This is a genomic window from Achromobacter sp. 46006 (genome assembly GCF_059761975.1).
The window spans coordinates 1-17,868 of sequence record NZ_JCBANN010000040.1; the positions used below are offsets into that span (position 1 = coordinate 1).

Genomic DNA, 17,868 nt, shown 5'->3' on the forward strand with positions numbered 1-17,868 from the left:
GTTCGGCCGGGCGGGCCGGCGCGTCGGCCAGCGCCGGCGCCTGGTCCGGTGCGGGCGCGGCCTTGGGCGCGCGGGCGGCGCGCACCACGCGCGCCCCGAGCCAGAAGGCGGCCAGGATCGCCAGCGGCAAGGCGAACAGATATAGCCCGATGTCGACGCCGGTGGGTAGTGTGCGGGATTCCTGCCACCAGATGATGACGGCCAGCCACACCACGGCGAACAAGGCCAGGACCAGCAGCCCTTTCTTGAGCACGCGAACCATTATTGCGTGGCCTCCCGCGCGCGTTGCATGACGCCCGGCCGGCGCAGTTCCACGTGGCCGAAGTCCATCATCTTCCAGCGACCGCCCCAGGTCAGGCCGACCAGTTCGGCCGTCTGGCCGAACAGTTCATAGCCGCGCATGGCCCACGGATCCTTTTCGGAGATCACGATCTTGCCGTCGCGATAGAACGCGCTGTCCGCGGCCAGGCCAAACTGGTGGTAGCTCTGGAAGGCGCCGGCGTTCGTCACGTGCGATCCCAGGCCCGCCAGTCCTTCCTGGCGCTCGGGGCTGCGATAGCCTTCGATCAGCGCCATTTCGTAGCCGTGCTGTTCCCGCATGATGCGATAGGCCAGCAGCAGCCGCTGGCGGAAATCGGCATCCAGCAGATCCCAGTTGCGGCTCGCGCCGCCCAGCTTCGGACGCACCAATTCGACCTCGCGCGTGGTGAAGGCTTCGGGCGGCAGGGCCGGGGGTGGCGCCAGCCGTTCGCCCTCCAGCAGGGCCTGGATCCGGCGGTCCGGACCGGTGGTCTGGGTGCTGTAAACGAATGTGTGATTGTGTCGCATGACGAAAGCAAAAAGTGACGGAAGCGACACAACTGCCAGCCCGATCGCCACCTGCCAGCGATACCTTCCGACCCAGTCCAACGATGCGCCGACCCTCTTGCCAATCGCGCCGGCGGTGCCGCCGACCGCGCCGCCAGCCTGGCTCGCGCCACGCGTCGCGCCCCTTGCCACGCCCGCTACGCACGCGCGCACACCCCGGACCGCGCCTTGGCGCAGAGCCGGGAAAAACAGGAGAGCGGAGACGCCCACCGCCAGTAAAAAATACAGAGGCAGCAGTAACAGCAAAGTAGGTCCCTCATGTGAAGGCGTAATCTTTTGTTCTATTCGCGCATGAGGCAAGCGATCCGGCGTTGCAAACAGCGTCCGACCCTTAGGAATCGTAACAAGGAGCAATGATCGAGATAAGCCTATCGGGTATTCTCGTCGGGCTTGGTTACAGGGGGGCTGCACACGCCTCCTGCTGACACGGGAATCCGCATGGCAGAAGAGAAAGAAAAAGCTCGCCCTACGATGACCGCGCCGAGTCTGCTCAGCGCCTCTCCGGCCGCGCGTGGCGAGGCCGACTCGTCGCGCATCCTGGCCGCGCTGGAAGGACGCGCGCCGGAAGCCGAGGTCAAACACATGGCAACGCCGCGCGCTTCGCGAGCGCGGCGCTGGACGGCGCTGGCATTGGTGCTGGCGTTGCTGGCGGGGGGTATCACCTGGGTGATCCACGACGAAGGCGCGGCGCCCATGGTGGCGCTGGCGCCCGCTGCCGCGCCCGCGCCGGCCGCTAGCGCTTCGGCTGGCGCGTCGTTGCCGCGGGCGGAGCTCGCGCCGGCGGCCGCTGGCGACAATCCGCTCGGCGCCCTGATCGCGCCGCCCTCGGTGGCGTCCATCATCGACGAGGCGCCGCCCGCGCGCGATGCGGATGTGGGCCGTGGCGAACCCGAGCCGGCGCGCGAGCCGACCAATCCCCTGTCCGTGCTGGCCATGACGCCGCCGGTGGCGGCCGCGGCGCCGGCGCCGCCCGGCCCCACGCGCCAGGCCGCGCAAGCGGCGAATGCGTCGCGCGCGGCCAAGCCCGCCGCCGGGCCGCGCAAGAGCGCCAAGCCCGCCGATACCGATGCCGCGCTGTTGTCGGCGTTGATGAGTTATGGCCTGCCGCCCGCGTCGCCGCCCGGCACGCGCGTGTACAAATCGGAGGGCATCTTCATGCGCGAGATGCCGGGCTCGCCCTTGTCCGAGCGGCTGAAGGAATGCCGCCGCCTGAGTTTCATCGAGAGCGAGCAATGCCGCCTGCGCGTGTGCGCGGGCCAATGGGGCACCGCGGTGGAATGCCCGACACCGCAGGCCAACATCGAACCCTGAACTTTTTCCGGCCGGCAGTGGCCGGCAATGCTCACGTCCGCACGAGGTTTTTGTTCCATGGCTGTCAACGCTAGCAACGGCAGTTTCAGCGCCGAGTCCCGTCTCTACCGCCTCGATGGCGAGGGCGCGCTGTCGACTCTGCAGGTCGAAGGCTGGGTGGCGCGCGAGGGCCTGTCCACGCTGGGCGAGATGCGGGTGGTGGCGCTGGCCGAAGACGCCGCGCTGGATCTGAACGACATGGTGTCGCGCCCCGCCACCCTGTGGACCACGCGCGCCGATGGCAGCGAGGCCGGCCGCAGCGGCGTGGTGCGCGCGGCCGAAATGCTGGGCGGCAATGCGGGCATGGCACGCTACCGCCTGACGCTGGCGCCATGGCTGTGGCTCGCCACGCAGCGGCGCGACAGCCGCATCTACGAAAACCAGTCCGTGCTGGACATCGTGCGCCACGTGCTGGACGGCTACGAGGGCTATACCTACAAAGTGTCCCCTGACGTCGAGGACCACCTGGCCGGACTGCCCGCGCGGGCCTACACCACGCAGTATCGCGAAACCGATTACGCCTTCCTGTCGCGCCTGCTCGCGGAAGCCGGGCTGGGCTGGACCACGGTCGAAGACGACAGCGCTCCGGCGCGCCACGCCGTGCTGATCTTTGCCGACAGCCGCGGCCTGGCCGAGGACGCCGAGTCGGCGGGCGCGGGCGTGCGCTTCCAGCGTGCCCATGCCAGCGAATCGCGCGATGGCGTGCAGGCCATTGCGCGCCGGCGCCGCCGGACCGTGGAACGGGTGACGGTGCTGGCCTGGCACGAGAGCGGCAAGTACGCCATCACCGGCCAGGCTTTGGCCGGTCCCGCCAGTGGCGCCGATGACGAGAGCGCGGGGCTGGAGTGGTTCGAGCCGCTGGGGCAGGGCGGGCTGCTGAACCAGGCGCATGCCCAGTTCCAGGCCAACCTGCTGATGCAGGCGGTGCAGGCCAGCGCCGAGACCTTTATCGGGCGTGGCAATGTGCGCACGTTCCGTTCGGGTACGCGCTTCACGTTGCGGGATATGTCGCCGTTGGGGCCGGCGGGCGAGCCGGGGTTTGAACCCGTCTTCGCGCTGGATCGCGTGGAGCATGTGGGTGTCAACAATCTGCCCGGGCAGAACGACGCCAGCCTGGCGCAACGGTTGGGCGCGCTGGATGATTTTCTCTGCTTCGAAGACGAGGACGCATCGCGCGACGCAGACGAAGCGCAGGACGGTCCAGACCTGGCGCGATCGCGGGACGACGATGGGGCCGCATTCGACGCGCGGCGCCCGGATGCGGCCGTGCTGGCGCGCGCGCACGACATCGGCTATGCCAACCGCTTCCGCGCGCTGCGCTGCGATCGTCCCTGGCGCGCGCTGCCGCCGGCCGCGCGCGGCGCCAGGCTGGCGGGCGCGCCGTCTGCCGTGGGCGTTCACACGGCCATCGTCACCAATGCCGAAGGCGCCACCGAGGCCAGCGGCGAGGACGAGATCCACCGCAATGCGCGGGGCGATGTGCGGGTGCGCTTTCATTGGCAATCGACAGGCGAGGGGCTGGCTCCAAGCCGCTGGGTGCGGGTGGCGCAGCGCCAGGCGGGCGCCGGCATGGGGATGAGTTTCGTGCCGCGCATCGGCCAGGAAGTGCTGGTGCGATTCCTGGATGAAGACATCGACCAGCCCCTGGTTGTCGGCGCGCTCTACAACGGGCGCGGCGAAGGCGGGATTCCGTCCACGCCCGGTGGCAGGGCGGGCGAGCCGATGAATACCGAGGTGTATGCGGCTGCCTCCGATGGCAAACCCAGCGCGCAGGCCAATCTGGCCAGCGGCAATGCGCCCGCTTGGCACGGCGCGGCGGCCGGTGACGACCAGCATCGCAACGCGGCCGCCCTGAGCGGTTTCAAGAGCAAGGAATTCGGCGGCGACGGCCATAACCAGATCGTGTTCGACGACAGCGACGGCCAGTTGCGCATGCAGATCAAGTCGACGCAGGCCGCCAGCGAATTGAATCTGGGACACCTGATCCACCAGAGCGGCAACTATCGCGGCAATGTGCGAGGCGTGGGCGCCGAACTGCGCACCGACGCGTTCGGCGCCGTGCGCGGCGGGGGCGGCGTGCTGCTCACCACGTATGCCGCCAGCGGCAGCGAGCCCGCGGGCGACGCGGCCGCGCCGCTGGCGCTGGCCGGCCAGGCCGACATCATGGCGCAGTCGTTCGATGGGGTGGTCGGCGCGCACCAGGGCGTGCGGCTGGCCTCGGCGCGCGGCACCGCCGCGGCGGGCGCGAGCCGGCTAGATGGCGAACACCCGCCATTGGCCGCCATGACGCGTGCGGTTTCTGGCACCGTGGCGGGCGAGGCGGTGGGCGGCGCGGTCGGCGATGCGTCGGCCAAGCATACCGAGGTGGCCGACGGCAAGGTGCCGCACCTGACCGATCCGCTGGTGTTGATGGCGGGCCGAGCGGGCCTGACGCAGGCGGCGGGGCGCAACGTGCAGGTCGCGGCCGGCGAACTGGTGCACTGGTCTGCGGGGCAGGACCACAACCTGGCCGTCATCGGCGCGTTGCGCGTGCATACGGGCCAGGCGCTGGGCATCGTGGCGGGGGTGCAGAAAGGAGGCGCGGAATCCGGGCTGGATCTCATCGCCGGCGGCGGCGAGATCGATGTCATCTCGCAACATGACGTGTTGACCGTGCAGGCGTGGCAGGATCTGCGCATGGTCAGCGCCAATGCCGGCATCGAATACGCCTCGCCCCAGCGCATCCGCATCGCGAACGCGGCGGGCGCCAGCATCGTGATCGAAGGCGGCAACATCACCGTGACGGCGCCAGGCCGCATCGATGTCAAGACCGGCAACAAGCAATTCGCCGGGCCGACGCAGATGCCTTACCCGTTCCCGCAGTTCACCGTCTGCAAGACCTGCATTCTGGACGCCCAGGAGAGCGTGCAGTCCATCACCGACAAGGCGTGACGGCGATGCCTTATTCCTGGCAGGACGCGCTGCTGTCCACCTTCGCGGAATTGCCGCATCATCGCGGCCCCCACGGCGAAGCCGCGCGCGCCTACGCGATCATTGACTTCCGCGGGCACCCCGATCTGCTGGCGCGCATCCGCGCCACGCAGGACTTGAGTTTCGGTTCGATCTGGGGGCAGACCGGGCTGGACATCTACGCCGACGTGGCGCCCCTGCTGATCGAAATCGATGGCGCGTCGCAGGGGGTATTGCGGGGACCGCGCTACGCCGGCTTCAACACCGTGCTGGTGCGCGTGCTGGAAGCGCTGCACGAGCGCGCAGGCGGCCGCTACGCGATGCTGTGCTTTGCGTCGGCGGTTCCGCTGGAAAAGCTGATCGCGCACTTCGGCCCGTTCTGCGACTACGCACTGCCGGACGCCAGCGAGTTCTTCCTGCATTGGTATGACAGCCGTATCCTGGCGCGCGCGCTGCAGGTCTGGAGTCCGGAGCAGCGCGCGCGGTTCGTGGCGCCCGTGGTCACGCTGCGCTATGCACTGCGCGATGGCTCGCTGGCCGAACTGGCTGGCATGGGCCGGCTGCCCGCGGCGCGCGCGCCAGGCATCGAGCGCTTCACGCCCGAACAGCACCAGATGCTGTTCGATCTGGATTACCCCGACAAATTGGCGGTGCAGTTGCGCCGCCTGTATCCGGGCCTGTTGCCGGGAAATCCCGACCAGGATGCGCTGGTGCCGCGCGTGCAGGAACAGTTGGAGCGCGCGCGGGCGCATGGCGTGGCGGGCGACAAGGACACGTTCGACTATGTTGCGTGGGGCGTGTCGATTTCGCCGCGCTTTGACGAGCACGCGCGGATCCGGGAATGCCTGCGCGGCTATCGGCCGGGCGCCGACGGCGCGCTGGCCAAGGCGCTGCAAGATGTGCCGGACGCGGTATGGGACGAGGTGCAGGCGCGGCAGCGCGCCGGCCAGGAGATCGGCGATGCGTGAAGAACCGTCGCGGCAACGAGATGGCGTGTGGCAGGAAAATTCGGGAGCAAGGTATGCGTAAAGGCTTGATCGGCGTGCTGATATGGCTGGGCCTGTTGGCGGGCTGCAATGGCGAACCCACCTATCAGGGGGTCAGTTTCGTTGCGTACAACTACACGCCGTGGGAGCTGTCCTCGGTACGCCTGGTTGACGCGTCGGGGGGCGCCGCCGGCACGTCGGCCATTGCCTCCGGCGGAGGCGAGGGCAGCGTGACGTGCTGCTACACCCTCAAGGGCACCGAATTCACCGTCAGGTGGCGCGGCGGCGACGTGGACGAGATGCGCAAGCACCTGTTCGACGGCAAGCTCGACGAGGTCGTGTTCAACAAGGAAACCAAGGTGCACTTTCCCGCCACGAAAGTGCCGGACGGCGAAGGCCCGGTGATCCTGGAACTGCATATCTATCCCGACGAGCACATGGAACTGGCATTGAGCCGCAAGCTGTTCGGACAGGTGCGGATTCCGATCGTCGACACCACGCGCTGGCTCTATGAAAACCATCGCGATGCGCTCGGCGCCTACCGCAGCATCCATGAAGTCGGCAATGTGCTGGGCAAGGTCGCCAAGCAGGCCTGGACGCGTTATCGCATCGAGAATGGCGAGGACATGCGCGCCTACATGTATCTGTATTTCGTTGTCGCGTCGGATTTCGACAAGGATGCGGCGCTGGCCGCCCTGTTGAAGGACGACAAGCGCAAGCCTGGCGACTTTGGCCGCGCGGTGGCCGGGCTGTCCAAGGACAGGATTGCGCAAATCAAGGCGGCGGGAAGCGCGCCCGGAGACAAGAATGTCTGAACTGCAAGTGCCAGAGCAGGACCGCACGCCCGCGTCGGTGTTGAAGGCAATGGCCGAGAATGCGGCTGCCTATCCCAAGGATTCCTGCACCGAGTGCGGGTTGACGCTGCGCATGGGGTTCTTTTTCGACGGCTTCGGCCGGAACAAGGATCTGGATGAAGCCAACCCCACTTTCCTGTCGAACGTCAGCCGGCTGTGGATGGCGCACTTCTCCGAGGCTGACCGCGACCGGCCGAAGAAGCAGCATTGGCTGCGCTTCTATTATTCCGGCATCGGCGTGGAACTGAACGAGGACGCCAAGCGGGATGTGATCATCAACGCCATGGCGATCGCGGGCGGGCAGATGGCCGACAAGGCGGTGTCCAGCGTGAAGGACGCGGCGAAGAACATTACGCGGCTGGACGAAGTGCCGGACATGGATGGCACGGGGCGGCTGAAGAAGGCCACCAAACAGTCGATCAAGGATGGTTCCTACCAGCCGATGGTGAAGGCATACAAAGACGTCATCAAGGACGTCAAGAGCCTGCCCGAGAAGACGGTGCGGATCTGGAACGCGATGGATCCGGAACGGCTGGGCAACCGCGCGCGGGCCACGGTGCGCGGGTTCTGGTCGGACTTCAAGAAAAATCCGCTGAAAGTCGCCTGGACCGTGGCCAAGAACGCCGCCAAGGCCACGCTGCTGGAGGGCGTGCCGGTGGTGCGGGACAACGAGACTGTGGCCTACCTGATGGGAACCGGCGTGGACACGCGGCTGGAGGCCGCCAAGCGCCAGTTCGAGCAGGCCTACGAGCAGGCCAATGCCGGTACGGAAAAGGTCGTGCGGATCGAAATATCCGTGTTCGGCGGCGACCGGGGTGGCGTCATCGCCAAGCAGTTCGTCAACGATATCGTCAAGAAGTACAAGCGCCGCCATGACCAGGACCTGGCGATTCCGGGGAAGGACGGCGCGCCGAATGCGCAGATCCGCGTCCGCTTCCTGGGGCTGTTCGATTCGGTGGCCTCGATCATGGACGAGAACACCTTCCTGGGGTTCCTGCCGGTTACCGACCTGATCAAGCAAAGCCACAAGGACCGCACGCTGACGGTGCCCGCGGCGGTGGAAAAGGCGGTGCACTTCGCGGCCGCGCATGAACTGCGCCGCAACCAGCGGATGGATTCGCTGGAAAAGACGCGCGGCCTGCAGTATCTGTATCCCGGTTCGAGTGGCGATGTGACGGGCGTGGCGCCGCAGGGGTCGCTCGGGACGCGGGCCTCGCTGTCGCGCGTGCCGCTGCGTGAGATGATGAACCTGGCGATCGCCCAGGGAGCCGCGATCCATTGCATGGAGTCGCTGTACGAGAGCAACATCACGGCCTACAGCCTGCTGTCGCTGGCCAGCCCGATCGAGGCCGAAGGCCAGAAGCACTATGTGCAGGAGCTGGTGGCCGCCTATCGCGAACTGGTCAAGTACGAGCCAGGCTGCGATTTCGCGCCGCACATGGAGGTGTTCCTGCGCTGGCTGGCGGTGCGCTACCAGGACCCGGTGTTTCGCGCCGGCCTGTCCGATCCGGCCGAGAAATGGATACAGGACCGCGATTTCTTCACCCCGGAACAGGAGCTGATGCAGGAGCAGCGCCGCCTGTCGATGCTGTCGTCGGAGGAACTGGCCAAGCCCGAGACCACGGCGCGCGCACGCGAACTGGAAGCGCTTGTCAAGGAGCGCCGCGAACGCGCCGACGCCAGCCGGGGCGAGGCGCCGCCGCAGCGGTTCAAGCCGCTGTGGGAGCGCCTGGAGGCGGAATACAAGCACCTGGAAGACAGCGAGCGCCAGGACGCGGCGACCGAACAGCGGCGCCAGGACCTGGAGCGCAATCACCCGCAGGTCCTGCGCAGCATGGAACAGATGGAACAGGACCGGCGCGACCGCGAGGCCATGCGCGATGAGATGATCCGGCGTGGCGGCGGCACGCCTGAAAAGCGGGCGGATCCGCTGGCCGACATGAAGGCCGAGCGCGCGCTGCAGCAGCGCCTGCTGACGGCCTGGCGCGAGGCGCGCGATGGCAAGACGCAGTTGCCGGCCAAGGTCATGACGCTGTTCGACTGGCTGGTGCACGATGCCATGCTGAGCAGTTGGCCTGACCATCTGCTGGCCAGCACCACCCTGTATTTCCGCGTACGCGACAAGGACGTGTTCGCCAAGACCGATACCAAGGGCGAAATGGAACAGCGCGCCAGGGACATGCGCACCGCCGAGAGGATGGAGGAGCAGGCCGCGCGCACTGAGCAGAACCTGCGGCAGATGACCCCGGCGCGGCCCTGAGCGCGGCACGGCGGCGAGGATTGCGGCCCCGGTCACCGGGGCCGCTTTTGCTTGGTCGGCGTCTTAGCCGGGGCCGCTCTCGACCTCGATGGTCACCGTATTCGATTTCACGTCCTCGGCCTCGATGTAGACCTCGTACGTGGCCGGCGTGGCCGGCAGGCGCAGCACGCCGGCCATGTCGGTGGTGAAGCGCGTTTCGACCGTCATGCCGGGAGGCAGCGCGATCCTGGGCGGTTTTGGGCCGTTGCTGGGATCGACGGCAACGTTGGGCAGCTTGGGGCGCGCGTAGTTGAACGCGATGCCGCGATAGACCTTGCCGCTGCGCGTATCCACCGCCACGAAGCGCGGCAGTTGCGGGTTGTCGACCGCGGGCAGGATGCCGCGCGCGCAGATGGGAATCGTCAGGGTATTGCCGTCGCGGATCTTCACACGGGAAGGCGCGGCGATGCGCATCTGCGCGTCATAGCCTTGCAGCGGCGGCATGCAGGCGTGCTCTTGCTGCGAATGCGAGGGCACCGAGGCGAAGGTGGCGGGTTCGATCCAGTCGGTAGTCATGATGGGCATGTCGTTATCGTGTCAGGCGGCGAGGCGCTGCGGTAGCGGGAGTGACGGCATCAGAATGAAGTCCAGCCTTCGGAGCAGTCCACCTTGCGCACGGCTTTGCTGCAGCTCGGGCAGAAGTGGATGTTGGCGCAGGTGATGCCGTACATCACGCATTGCCCGATCTCGTCGCTGTATTCGCCATTCTGGTCGGGCAGGCCAAAGTGGCAGTGGCCTCCCATGTTGTAGTAGAAGTGCGAGGGCGGGTCCAGTTTGGAATCGTCGGCCGAAGGGTCTTCGTTGCGCAGTCCGGGCCAATCGGGGCCGCTGGGCACCATGCCGAGCAGGTGGCCCATTTCGTGCGCCAGCGTTTCCGTCAGGTAGGCCTGCGAGTTGGGTTCGTAAGGGTCCAGCGTGGACACGAACAGCAGGTTGGTGCCCGTGATGGCCAGGCCGGCGTAGCTCGCGGCCACGGTGTTGAACTGGATATTGAGTATGCCGCGCAAGGGCGTGGGCGAAATCTGCGTCAGGTCGACGGTGACGGAGAAGACGGCGCCGGAGCTGTCGCGAACCGGCGTCATCAGGTGGCGCGGAATCGGGATCGACCGCTCCACGCCCGAGGCGTCCGTATGGATGTAGCGGGCATGCACCAACCAGTCGTCGCTGTCGTCGAATTCGTACCAGAGGCTGGCATACGTGCGGTCTTCGTTGAGGATGGGGACGGTCATGACGCGCCCGCCCGGCCCGGCGGGCACGGGCAGGCGCATGTCGCCGCTGGTGCCGGGGGCGGCCAGTCGGTCGACGTGGCACACCACCAGGGTGTAGGGCTCGCGCTGCTTGCCGGGGGAATTGGCATACACGCGGCGCACGGCGTCCATGATGGCTTGCTGAGAGGCGGCGCTGTCGGCCGCGTCGACCGCCGAGCGGCCACGGAATTGCAGGCGCGGCAGTTGAATCATGTCGATGCCGTGCAGCGCGAACTCCGCCGTGACCGGGGTGACGTCGGCCAGGTGGCCCGCCGGACGCGCGCTCATGCACATGACTTCCTGGATGTACAGGCGACGCGCGGTTTCGACGCGCTCGGTCTTGATGAGCTGGCCGCGTTCGTCGCGCACCTCGAACAGGTAGACATTGCGGCCGGCGGCGGGCAGGGCGATGTCGTCGACGATGCGGGTGCCGTCCGCATCCGTGACGTAGCTGCGCGGATTGGCGTGCGGCTCCTGGTAGCTGGCGCGGCGGCCGCGCTCGCGGCCGGAGTAGGCGATGTTGCCGGGGTCGGCCTTGACGGTGATGGTGAACCGGTGCGCGCCGGGACGGTTGAATTCCACGTGGATGCGCGGGCGGCGGGTTTGGCGCTCGGTGGTGGTGAGGACGTTGCCGTCGTTCCAGCGTTCTTCGGCGCGTTCCAGGTTGACGTATTGCAGTCGCGCGCCGTCCTGGCGGCCGCGATAGGTCGAGACGCCGGGCACGACCCGGCCGGCCTCGCCGGCCGAGGGCGCACCGCCAGGCAGGTTGGTGCCCTGCGTGCGCGCCACGGGGCCCAGGCCGATGGTGTCCAGGACATCGCGGGCGATCTGCGGCAGGGGCGAATCGGCCACGCCCGGAATCTTCATCAGCACCTCGGCCACCTTGGGCAGTGTTTCGGTGGCCAGGGTGGGCGATTGCAGGATGGCGCCGACCACGCCCGGCACCGCGGAAGAGGACAGCCCGGGCATGCTGAGGATGGCGCCGGCCACGGCCGGGATGTTGGCCTGCTTGACGTCGGGCAGCGTGAACAGGGTGTCGACGGCGGACCCCAGGGCGGCGGCCCGGTCTCCGGCGCTGTTCAGCGCCTGCGTCATGACGGGCACGATGGCCGCGCCCACGTTGGCACTGACGCCGCCGGACAGGAACGTCGATGCGCCGCTCATGGCCGTGGAAGCGGCGCTGGCCTGTTGCGCAACGGTGGTGAGGCCGCCGCCAGCGGCCACGGCACCGCTGGCCGTGGCGGTGCCGGCGATGGCACTGGCGCTGCCAGCCGCGCCCGTGCTGGCCACCGCGCTCGCGCCGCTCGTGGCGGACAGGTCGGTGGCGCTCTTGGCCGGCGCGCTGGCGCTCATGCCGGCCGCGCGCGCCGTGGTGCTGCCGAGGACGGTATCGGGACTGGCGGCGGGGGAGGCGGCGCTGGCGGTGTCCGTGGCTGCGGCTGGAGACGCGGGGATCGAAGCGCCGGAGGCCACGGCAGTGGCGCTTACCGGCGAGGCGCCGCCGGCCGCGCGCGCGGTACTCGCCGCGGGATTGGCCGCGACGGCGGCGCTGCCTTCGAGCCCGGCTCCCGCGCCAGCGCTGGCCGCGCCCAGGCCTGTCGTCGCGCCGGCGTCCGTGCCTGGCGCGGATGCCATGGTCGGCGCCGCGCCTGCCGTCGCGTTGCCGCCCGACGTCGCGGCATTGCCGGCGACTCCGGCGGCGGCACCGCCGCCAATGCCCGTGATGCCGGCGGCAGGCGTCGATTGCGCGCCGGGCAGTCCCGCGCCTTGCGGCAGGGCCGACGCGCCGGAACCGGGCACGAAGCCCGGCGTTTGCACCGAGGCTTCCGCCAGCGACGGCGCGGCGCCGGCCTGCGCGTCAGGGGCGCCGAGGGCGGGCGAGCCCCCGCCGGGCGTGGCGTCCGGCGCGGGGATCGCGGAAGCGCCCAGCACCTTCGCGTCGGGAGCGGACAGGGCGGCTGACGCCTCGCCTTGCGGTACGGCGGTGGAGAGGGGGAGTGACGCCTCGCCTTGCGGTACGGCGGCGGAGAGGGGGAGTGACGCCTCGCCTTGCGGCATGGCGGCGGAGAGGGGAGGGACCGTTTCGCCTTGCGCCATGGCGGCAGGCGGGAAGCCGCTGCTCACGACGCCGTGCGCAGCGGCGCCTGACGGTGCGGAGAGGGCTGCCGGGTCCGCGGCGCCAGGCAAGCCGCCAGCGGGCGTCGGGGTGGCGCTTGCCCATTGTCCCGCTTCGCTGGCGGCCGATACCGTGGCGCCGAGCAGGCCGCTCGCGCCCACGGCGAGCGATGCGAGCAATGCCGCGTCCGGCGCCGTGGCCGCGGGCGGCCGGACAGCGCTTTCCGATGCCGCATGTTGCGCATGGCGGGCGGGGTTGTGTGGCCGGTCGTTGGCAGTCGGCGCGGACCCGGCGGCGTCTTGGCGGGTGGGCTGGCCGGCGGCCGGCGAAGCCGGCGCGTGGGCATGAGCGGGGGGATGATCGGCGGTGAACCGTTGCAGCGCGGCCTGCGTGGTTTGCCGGGCCTGCCCCGATCCGGCTGTGGGCGCGTGGGCGGGCGGGATGGCGCCGGCGTGTGCGGCGACAGCGGCTGGCGTCGCGCTGGCGGAGAGGGCGAAGGCCGCCGGCGTGGCGCCTGGTGCCGGCGTGGCGAAGGCGGCGGTGGCCGAGGCGGGTGACGTGCCCGCCTGCGTGTCGGCGGTCATGCTCGTGGCGACGCCGGGCGCGGTGCGCGCGGCCGGGGTGGCCGGTCCGCCCGAGGCGCCGTGGGCGTGGGCGGTACCCGCAGCAGCGTCGCGCTTGCCAGCGGTGCCGTCGCCGTCGTCTGCGGCGCGCGCGCGCACGGGGCCGCTGGCTGCCATGGCGGCGGTCAGCATGCCGGCCGCCGCTCCCGGCGCACCGGCGTGGTCCGCAGCGCGCGAGGTGGCGCCTTCGAGGCGGGCTGTGGGGAGCCCGGCGCCAGCGGCGGCGGAGTCCGGCGCGGCAGCGGGATCGATAGGGGGCGAGGGCGCGGCGAGCATGCCGGTCGCCGGATTGGCGGTGGCGATGAGCGCGGCCGGAGCCAGGCTCGCGGCGTTCGCCGCGAATGCGCCGCCGCTCGCGGGCGCCTCCGGGGCGAGCCCGGCCTGGGCCGCGTCGCTGCTGGAATCGATCATGGATGCCGCCTGCGAAACGTCGCCATCCGTTGCCCAGACCAGCTCCGCCGGGGTACGGGCGCCCGCGGTTGCCGAGGCCAGGTCCATGCCGCCGTTGGCATCAGCGAGAACCTCCGCGGCGTTGTGGAGGCCAGGCCCCGAGGGGGGCAGGCCAGCGCCCGCCAGGGTGGCGCTGGCATCCGAAGAGAGGTTCGCTTCAGTGCCGGCCGCCAGCGCGCCAGCGGCCAGGCCCGCGCCGGCGCCTGCCGGCGGGGTGCCGGCAGCGCCTGCCGATGCCGCGCCCACGGCGGCGAAGGCAGATTCGCCCGCGCTGGATGTTGTGGCGGCTGTGGCGGCGGTGGGGCCGGCGCTTGCGCCGCCGAAGGCGGTGTCCGCCGCCGCCGAGGCCGGGATGGAGGAGGAAGGCGTCATGGCTGCCTGCAGCGGCGTCGTGGCGGGTGTCGCGAAGGCCGTGGCGCTTGCTGCCGGGAGAGCCGAAGGCGCCGTGGCGTCGGAAGCCGTTGCCGGCGCGGCGGCGAACGCCGTTGCCGAAGCCTGGGCAGGCGTCGGTGCGGGTGCGGCAGCCGCGGCGGCAGTCGCCGTGGCGGTCGTCGCGTTGCCCGGCGCGCCGTTCGTGCCCGCGCCGGTTGCGGTAGCGGTGCCGGTGCCGGCGCCAGCGTTGGCGTTGGCGCCGGCGCCGGCATCGGCGTCGGTGGAGGCGGCGGAAGAGCCAACGGCGGCGGAAGAGCCAACGGCGGCGGAAGAGCCAACGGCAGCGGAAGAGCCAACGGCAGCGGAAGAGCCAACGGCGGCGGGAGAGGCACCTGCCGCTGGAGCGGCGGCTCCGGCGCGCGTCGCGGTATCCGCGCCCATGGCGGTGCCTGCGCCAGCGGTTGCCGCATCCATACCCGCCAGCCCTGCCGCGCCGCTGATCATCGAGGACGCGCCTTCTGGCGCGGCCGCGGCCAGCATGTCGGTGGTGGCTGGCAGCGCGGACATCGGGTTCTCGATGAGCGCGGCCGCCTTGGCAACGGCGCCCGCGGTGGAGGCGGCGCCGTCCAGCATGCCGCTCGCGCCGGGCGCCATCGTGCCAAGCAGGCCTTGGGCCGCCGGCAGCGCCGACATCGGATTCGCGGCCATCGCCTGCGCTTGCGACACCAGGCCCATGGTGTTCCTGGCCTTGGCCAGCAGGCCGCTGGCAGCAGGACTGGCCTCGCCCAGCAGGCCGGGGGCAGCCGACAGCGCGTTCATCGGATTCTTCGCCAGGCCGGCCAGCGCATTCGCCTGGCCAGCCAGTTGCGACAGCTTGCCGGCGGCGGTCTCGCCCAGGCCATCCGGCACGATATCGCCCAGGGCGCCGGTTGCGCCGCTGAAGCCCGCCATCAGGCTGGCCCCGGCTTTCTTGGCGGCCGTGGCGAAGGCGCCGTCCTTGTGCACCAATTCCGCGCTCACGATGAGCGGATCATCGACGGTGGTGCTGGGTAGGGCCGGCAGGCTGGCGGCGTCACTGCCGGGGCCGACGAAGTTGTGCGTCGCGCCCTTGACCGAAAACAGGCCGGGGCCCTTGAACACGATGTCCGCGCCATCCAGCGTCACGCTGCCACCCGCCGCCTGCAGGGTGACGCGTTGATTACCCAGGATTTCGATGCCCTCGGCCGATGACGTCACGGTGATGTCCTGCCCCGCCAGCGCTTCCAGGATATCGGTGTGCGCATGCAGCGATACGGGCGCCTGCGCCGAGATTGCGCGGATCGGCCCTTGTTGCGCGAACACGCTCGCGGACCGGGCCGAGACAGCGGCGTACGTCTGCGTGGCGGCCACATGCGCATCGGATTGCGCGGTGGCGTGCAGATGCTCGCCCGCATGCAGCACGGCGCTGGCCGGCGTGGCCAGGTTCAGCGAATTCGGGGCGTCCACCAGCAGGTGCGGGCCGTTGATGCGTTCGATGGGGGCCGCGGCCGAGCGTTGGCCGTTGACGGCCTTGCCCGCGGCCTGGCCATTGACTTGGGGCGCATAGCGGCCGTCCTGTTCCGGGTCGAGGGCCTGGATGAGTGCGTCGTAGCCCGCGGCGGCGGCCAGGGGGCGGGCCTGATGCTGGCCGGCGCTGTCGTTGAGCCGGCGCGAGGCATCCTGCGCGCCGCGCAGCAGCAGCAGTGCCTCCTGGGCGTCGGCCTGTGTCGACTTGCCTTGTTCGCGTGCCGTGGCCGACACCAGCATGCCCTGGCCCGAGCGCGCGACCGCCCAGGCGTCCGAGCGCAGTTCGAAACCCGTGCCGCGCCACGCCCCCCGGCTGGCGTCGTCCAGGCCCTGCTCCACCAGATAACCCAGGCCCAGTTGTGTGGACGCGGTGGAGCTGGCCAGGCGCGTGCGCAGCTTGCCCTTGGTGTCGTCAAAGAGCCATTGATTGCGGCCCGCTCCATCCAGCCCCTGGCTATGCCAGCCGCTCAACACTCCCGCGTGATTGGCTTCGCCATCCTCGCCGGCGGACCAGGGCGGCAGGTCGGCGTCGTTGTAGAGCTGGCCCGCGACGACAGGCTGGTCGATATCGCCGTCGAGGAACTCGACGATGACTTCGGTGCCGCCGCGCGGCAGATGATGGGCGCCCCAGTTCGGTCCCGCCTGGGCGCTGACCACGCGCAGCCAGGTGCCGGAGCGGTCGTCGCCGGGCGCGTTGCCGCTGCTGTCGCCATGGGTGCGGTGCGGCAGGCCGCCGCTCAGCGGCTTTTCGCCGCGCTGCCAGGGGAACTGCACCTTCACGCGCAGGTCGCGGTCGGAGGTGATGGGTGCATCGTTGGCGCTGACCACCACGGCGGCCAGGCCCTCGGGCGCGGTTGGGCGCGGGCGCCAGGCCGGCACCAGCGCCGCCGCTTCGGGCTGCGCGCTGAACCGGTTGCGGTAAGTGCCGCGCTCCATGTCCGGGGAGGCAAGGACCTGCGCGGCCTTGCCTCCCAGGTTGTTGGTGGCTTCATGCGTGACCTCGAGCAGCACGTACCGATTGTCGGCAAGCTCGTCAATGGCCTGCCCGCCGCCGCCTTGCGCGTAGCGGTCGTGCTGGCTCAAGGCGAATATCCGGCCGGGGGCCAGCGAACGGGCCGTGCCGGCTCCCTCGAAGCGCACCAGCCGCGACTCGTGCGCGCGCAGTGAGCGCGCCGCGCTGCGCTCGGCGGCGTCGTCGTCGGCAAAGCGGCCGTGGCCGGCGTAGTCGTAGTCTTCCAGTTCGGGCAGCGCCTCGACCCGGACCCGCGATTGCGATTGGGCCGCATGCGCAGTCAATGCGCGGTCATTCCAGGCCGCGCGCGCCACGCTGCCCGGGCGCACCGATTGCGCCGCGGCAAAATGCGTGATGCTGTCGCGGGTTTCCGTGGCATCGCTGCGATGGAAACGCAGTGGCGAGGCCGGGTCCTGCGGGCGCGCCGCGTCGGCGTCGAAGATCACCACGCGATGGCGCGCGCCGCCGCCATCTCCCTGGCCCTCATCCTGCTGGTGTTCGAAGCGGTAGCACAGGCCGGCTTCCGCCAGGATGCGCTGCACGAACTCCAGGTCCGATTCGCGGTATTGCGTGCAGAGGGGGCGAGGCTTTAGCGCCTCGGTGAGTTCGAAGGCGAACGCAGCCTGGGGATAATCCGAAAAGATCTCGCTGACGATATCCTGCACCGACAGGTCCTGATAGACGAAGCTGTCGCGGCGCAGGGCCAGCGCCGCCATCCAGGGGGCGGCGTGCAGCCGGTAGCGCGCCAGCCCGCCGTCGGCGCCCAGCGCGTCCACGCCTTCCACCACGGCGTGCCAGCGCCGCATCGAGCCATCGGCCTGCAGCAGGCTGACGCTGATCTCCTGGCCGAGCAAGGCCGCCACGTCCAGTTCGGCGCTGGCCGCCAGGCAATCGAGCGTCAGCGAAAACAGGCGCGAAACTCCTTCGCGCAGGCACATGTGCTCGACCACCAGTTCGGCGTCCAGCGCGGTGCTCAGGCGCAGCATGCGAGCTTGTTGCGACAGGGTGGCGATGTTCAGCGAAGAGTAGGCCGGGGCGTCGGAAGGCAAGGCGTTCATAGGACTGGGCGGTAATCGATCGGCGGGGCCGGAGGCACGTGGGGCGCGCCGGAAGGGTCGGAAACTTGCGTGCGCGCCCCGCGCGGAATGCTGCCGGTGCGCCGATTGCGCGGATGGCGTGATCGGCGCGGGACGCGCGG

Annotated in this window: 8 protein-coding genes and 1 pseudogene; 5 read left to right on the forward strand and 4 right to left on the reverse strand. The window is 70.0% G+C overall.

The features are described 5' to 3' along the window. Both AC6LKG_RS18125 and AC6LKG_RS18130 read right to left on the reverse strand, forming a co-directional pair. Positions 1-262 (reverse strand): annotated as a pseudogene (locus AC6LKG_RS18125) (hypothetical protein); the annotation flags it as partial. After that, positions 262-1,113: a M15 family metallopeptidase gene (locus AC6LKG_RS18130; RefSeq protein WP_498166483.1), complete on the reverse strand. Its 852-nt coding sequence runs from the start codon at positions 1,111-1,113 to the stop codon at positions 262-264. The pseudogene AC6LKG_RS18125 and the gene AC6LKG_RS18130, both read right to left, overlap by 1 nt. 225 nt (positions 1,114-1,338) lie before the next feature. Here AC6LKG_RS18130 and AC6LKG_RS18135 point away from each other — a divergent pair, with 225 nt between their 5' ends. Genes AC6LKG_RS18135 through AC6LKG_RS18155 form a run of 5 tightly spaced genes read left to right on the forward strand, consistent with a single transcriptional unit; the run spans position 1,339 to position 9,266 of the window. Continuing rightward, on the forward strand, positions 1,339-2,178 hold the full coding sequence (locus AC6LKG_RS18135) for a hypothetical protein (RefSeq protein ID WP_498166486.1): 840 nt from the start codon (positions 1,339-1,341) through the stop codon (positions 2,176-2,178). 57 nt (positions 2,179-2,235) lie between these two features. Next, positions 2,236-5,148, forward strand: a complete 2,913-nt coding sequence (locus tag AC6LKG_RS18140) for a type VI secretion system Vgr family protein (RefSeq protein ID WP_498166489.1) — start codon at positions 2,236-2,238, stop codon at positions 5,146-5,148. Positions 5,149-5,153: 5 nt separating this feature from the next. Beyond that, positions 5,154-6,134 carry a DUF4123 domain-containing protein gene (locus tag AC6LKG_RS18145; RefSeq protein ID WP_498166491.1) on the forward strand — a complete coding sequence of 327 codons (981 nt, stop codon included), beginning with the start codon at positions 5,154-5,156 and terminating at the stop codon, positions 6,132-6,134. A gap of 53 nt (positions 6,135-6,187) precedes the next feature. Next, the gene (locus AC6LKG_RS18150) at positions 6,188-6,967 is read left to right on the forward strand and encodes a DUF3304 domain-containing protein (protein ID WP_498166493.1); all 780 of its coding nucleotides are present in this window, start codon (positions 6,188-6,190) and stop codon (positions 6,965-6,967) included. Beyond that, positions 6,960-9,266 (forward strand): phospholipase effector Tle1 domain-containing protein, encoded by a 2,307-nt coding sequence (locus AC6LKG_RS18155; RefSeq protein ID WP_498166496.1) that lies wholly within the window; start codon positions 6,960-6,962, stop codon positions 9,264-9,266. Before AC6LKG_RS18150 ends, AC6LKG_RS18155 begins: the two co-directional genes overlap by 8 nt. Positions 9,267-9,329: 63 nt before the next feature. Here AC6LKG_RS18155 and AC6LKG_RS18160 read toward each other — a convergent pair whose 3' ends face one another. Together AC6LKG_RS18160 and AC6LKG_RS18165 are read right to left on the reverse strand one after the other, a co-directional pair. Next, positions 9,330-9,830, reverse strand: coding sequence for a hypothetical protein (locus AC6LKG_RS18160; RefSeq protein WP_498166498.1), 501 nt, complete (start codon positions 9,828-9,830; stop codon positions 9,330-9,332). A gap of 50 nt (positions 9,831-9,880) precedes the next feature. Continuing rightward, positions 9,881-17,728 (reverse strand): type VI secretion system Vgr family protein, encoded by a 7,848-nt coding sequence (locus AC6LKG_RS18165; RefSeq protein ID WP_498166500.1) that lies wholly within the window; start codon positions 17,726-17,728, stop codon positions 9,881-9,883. Positions 17,729-17,868 lie beyond the last annotated feature (140 nt).

Coding starts and splice junctions, on each gene's coding strand:
- AC6LKG_RS18135 (WP_498166486.1), top strand. CDS start 1,339: ATGACCGCGCCGAGTCTGCTCAGCGCCTCTCCGGCCGCGCGTGGCGAG.
- AC6LKG_RS18140 (WP_498166489.1), top strand. CDS start 2,236: ATGGCTGTCAACGCTAGCAACGGCAGTTTCAGCGCCGAGTCCCGTCTC.
- AC6LKG_RS18145 (WP_498166491.1), top strand. CDS start 5,154: ATGCCTTATTCCTGGCAGGACGCGCTGCTGTCCACCTTCGCGGAATTG.
- AC6LKG_RS18150 (WP_498166493.1), top strand. CDS start 6,188: ATGCGTAAAGGCTTGATCGGCGTGCTGATATGGCTGGGCCTGTTGGCG.
- AC6LKG_RS18155 (WP_498166496.1), top strand. CDS start 6,960: ATGTCTGAACTGCAAGTGCCAGAGCAGGACCGCACGCCCGCGTCGGTG.
- AC6LKG_RS18160 (WP_498166498.1), bottom strand. CDS start 9,830: ATGCCCATCATGACTACCGACTGGATCGAACCCGCCACCTTCGCCTCG.
- AC6LKG_RS18165 (WP_498166500.1), bottom strand. CDS start 17,728: ATGAACGCCTTGCCTTCCGACGCCCCGGCCTACTCTTCGCTGAACATC.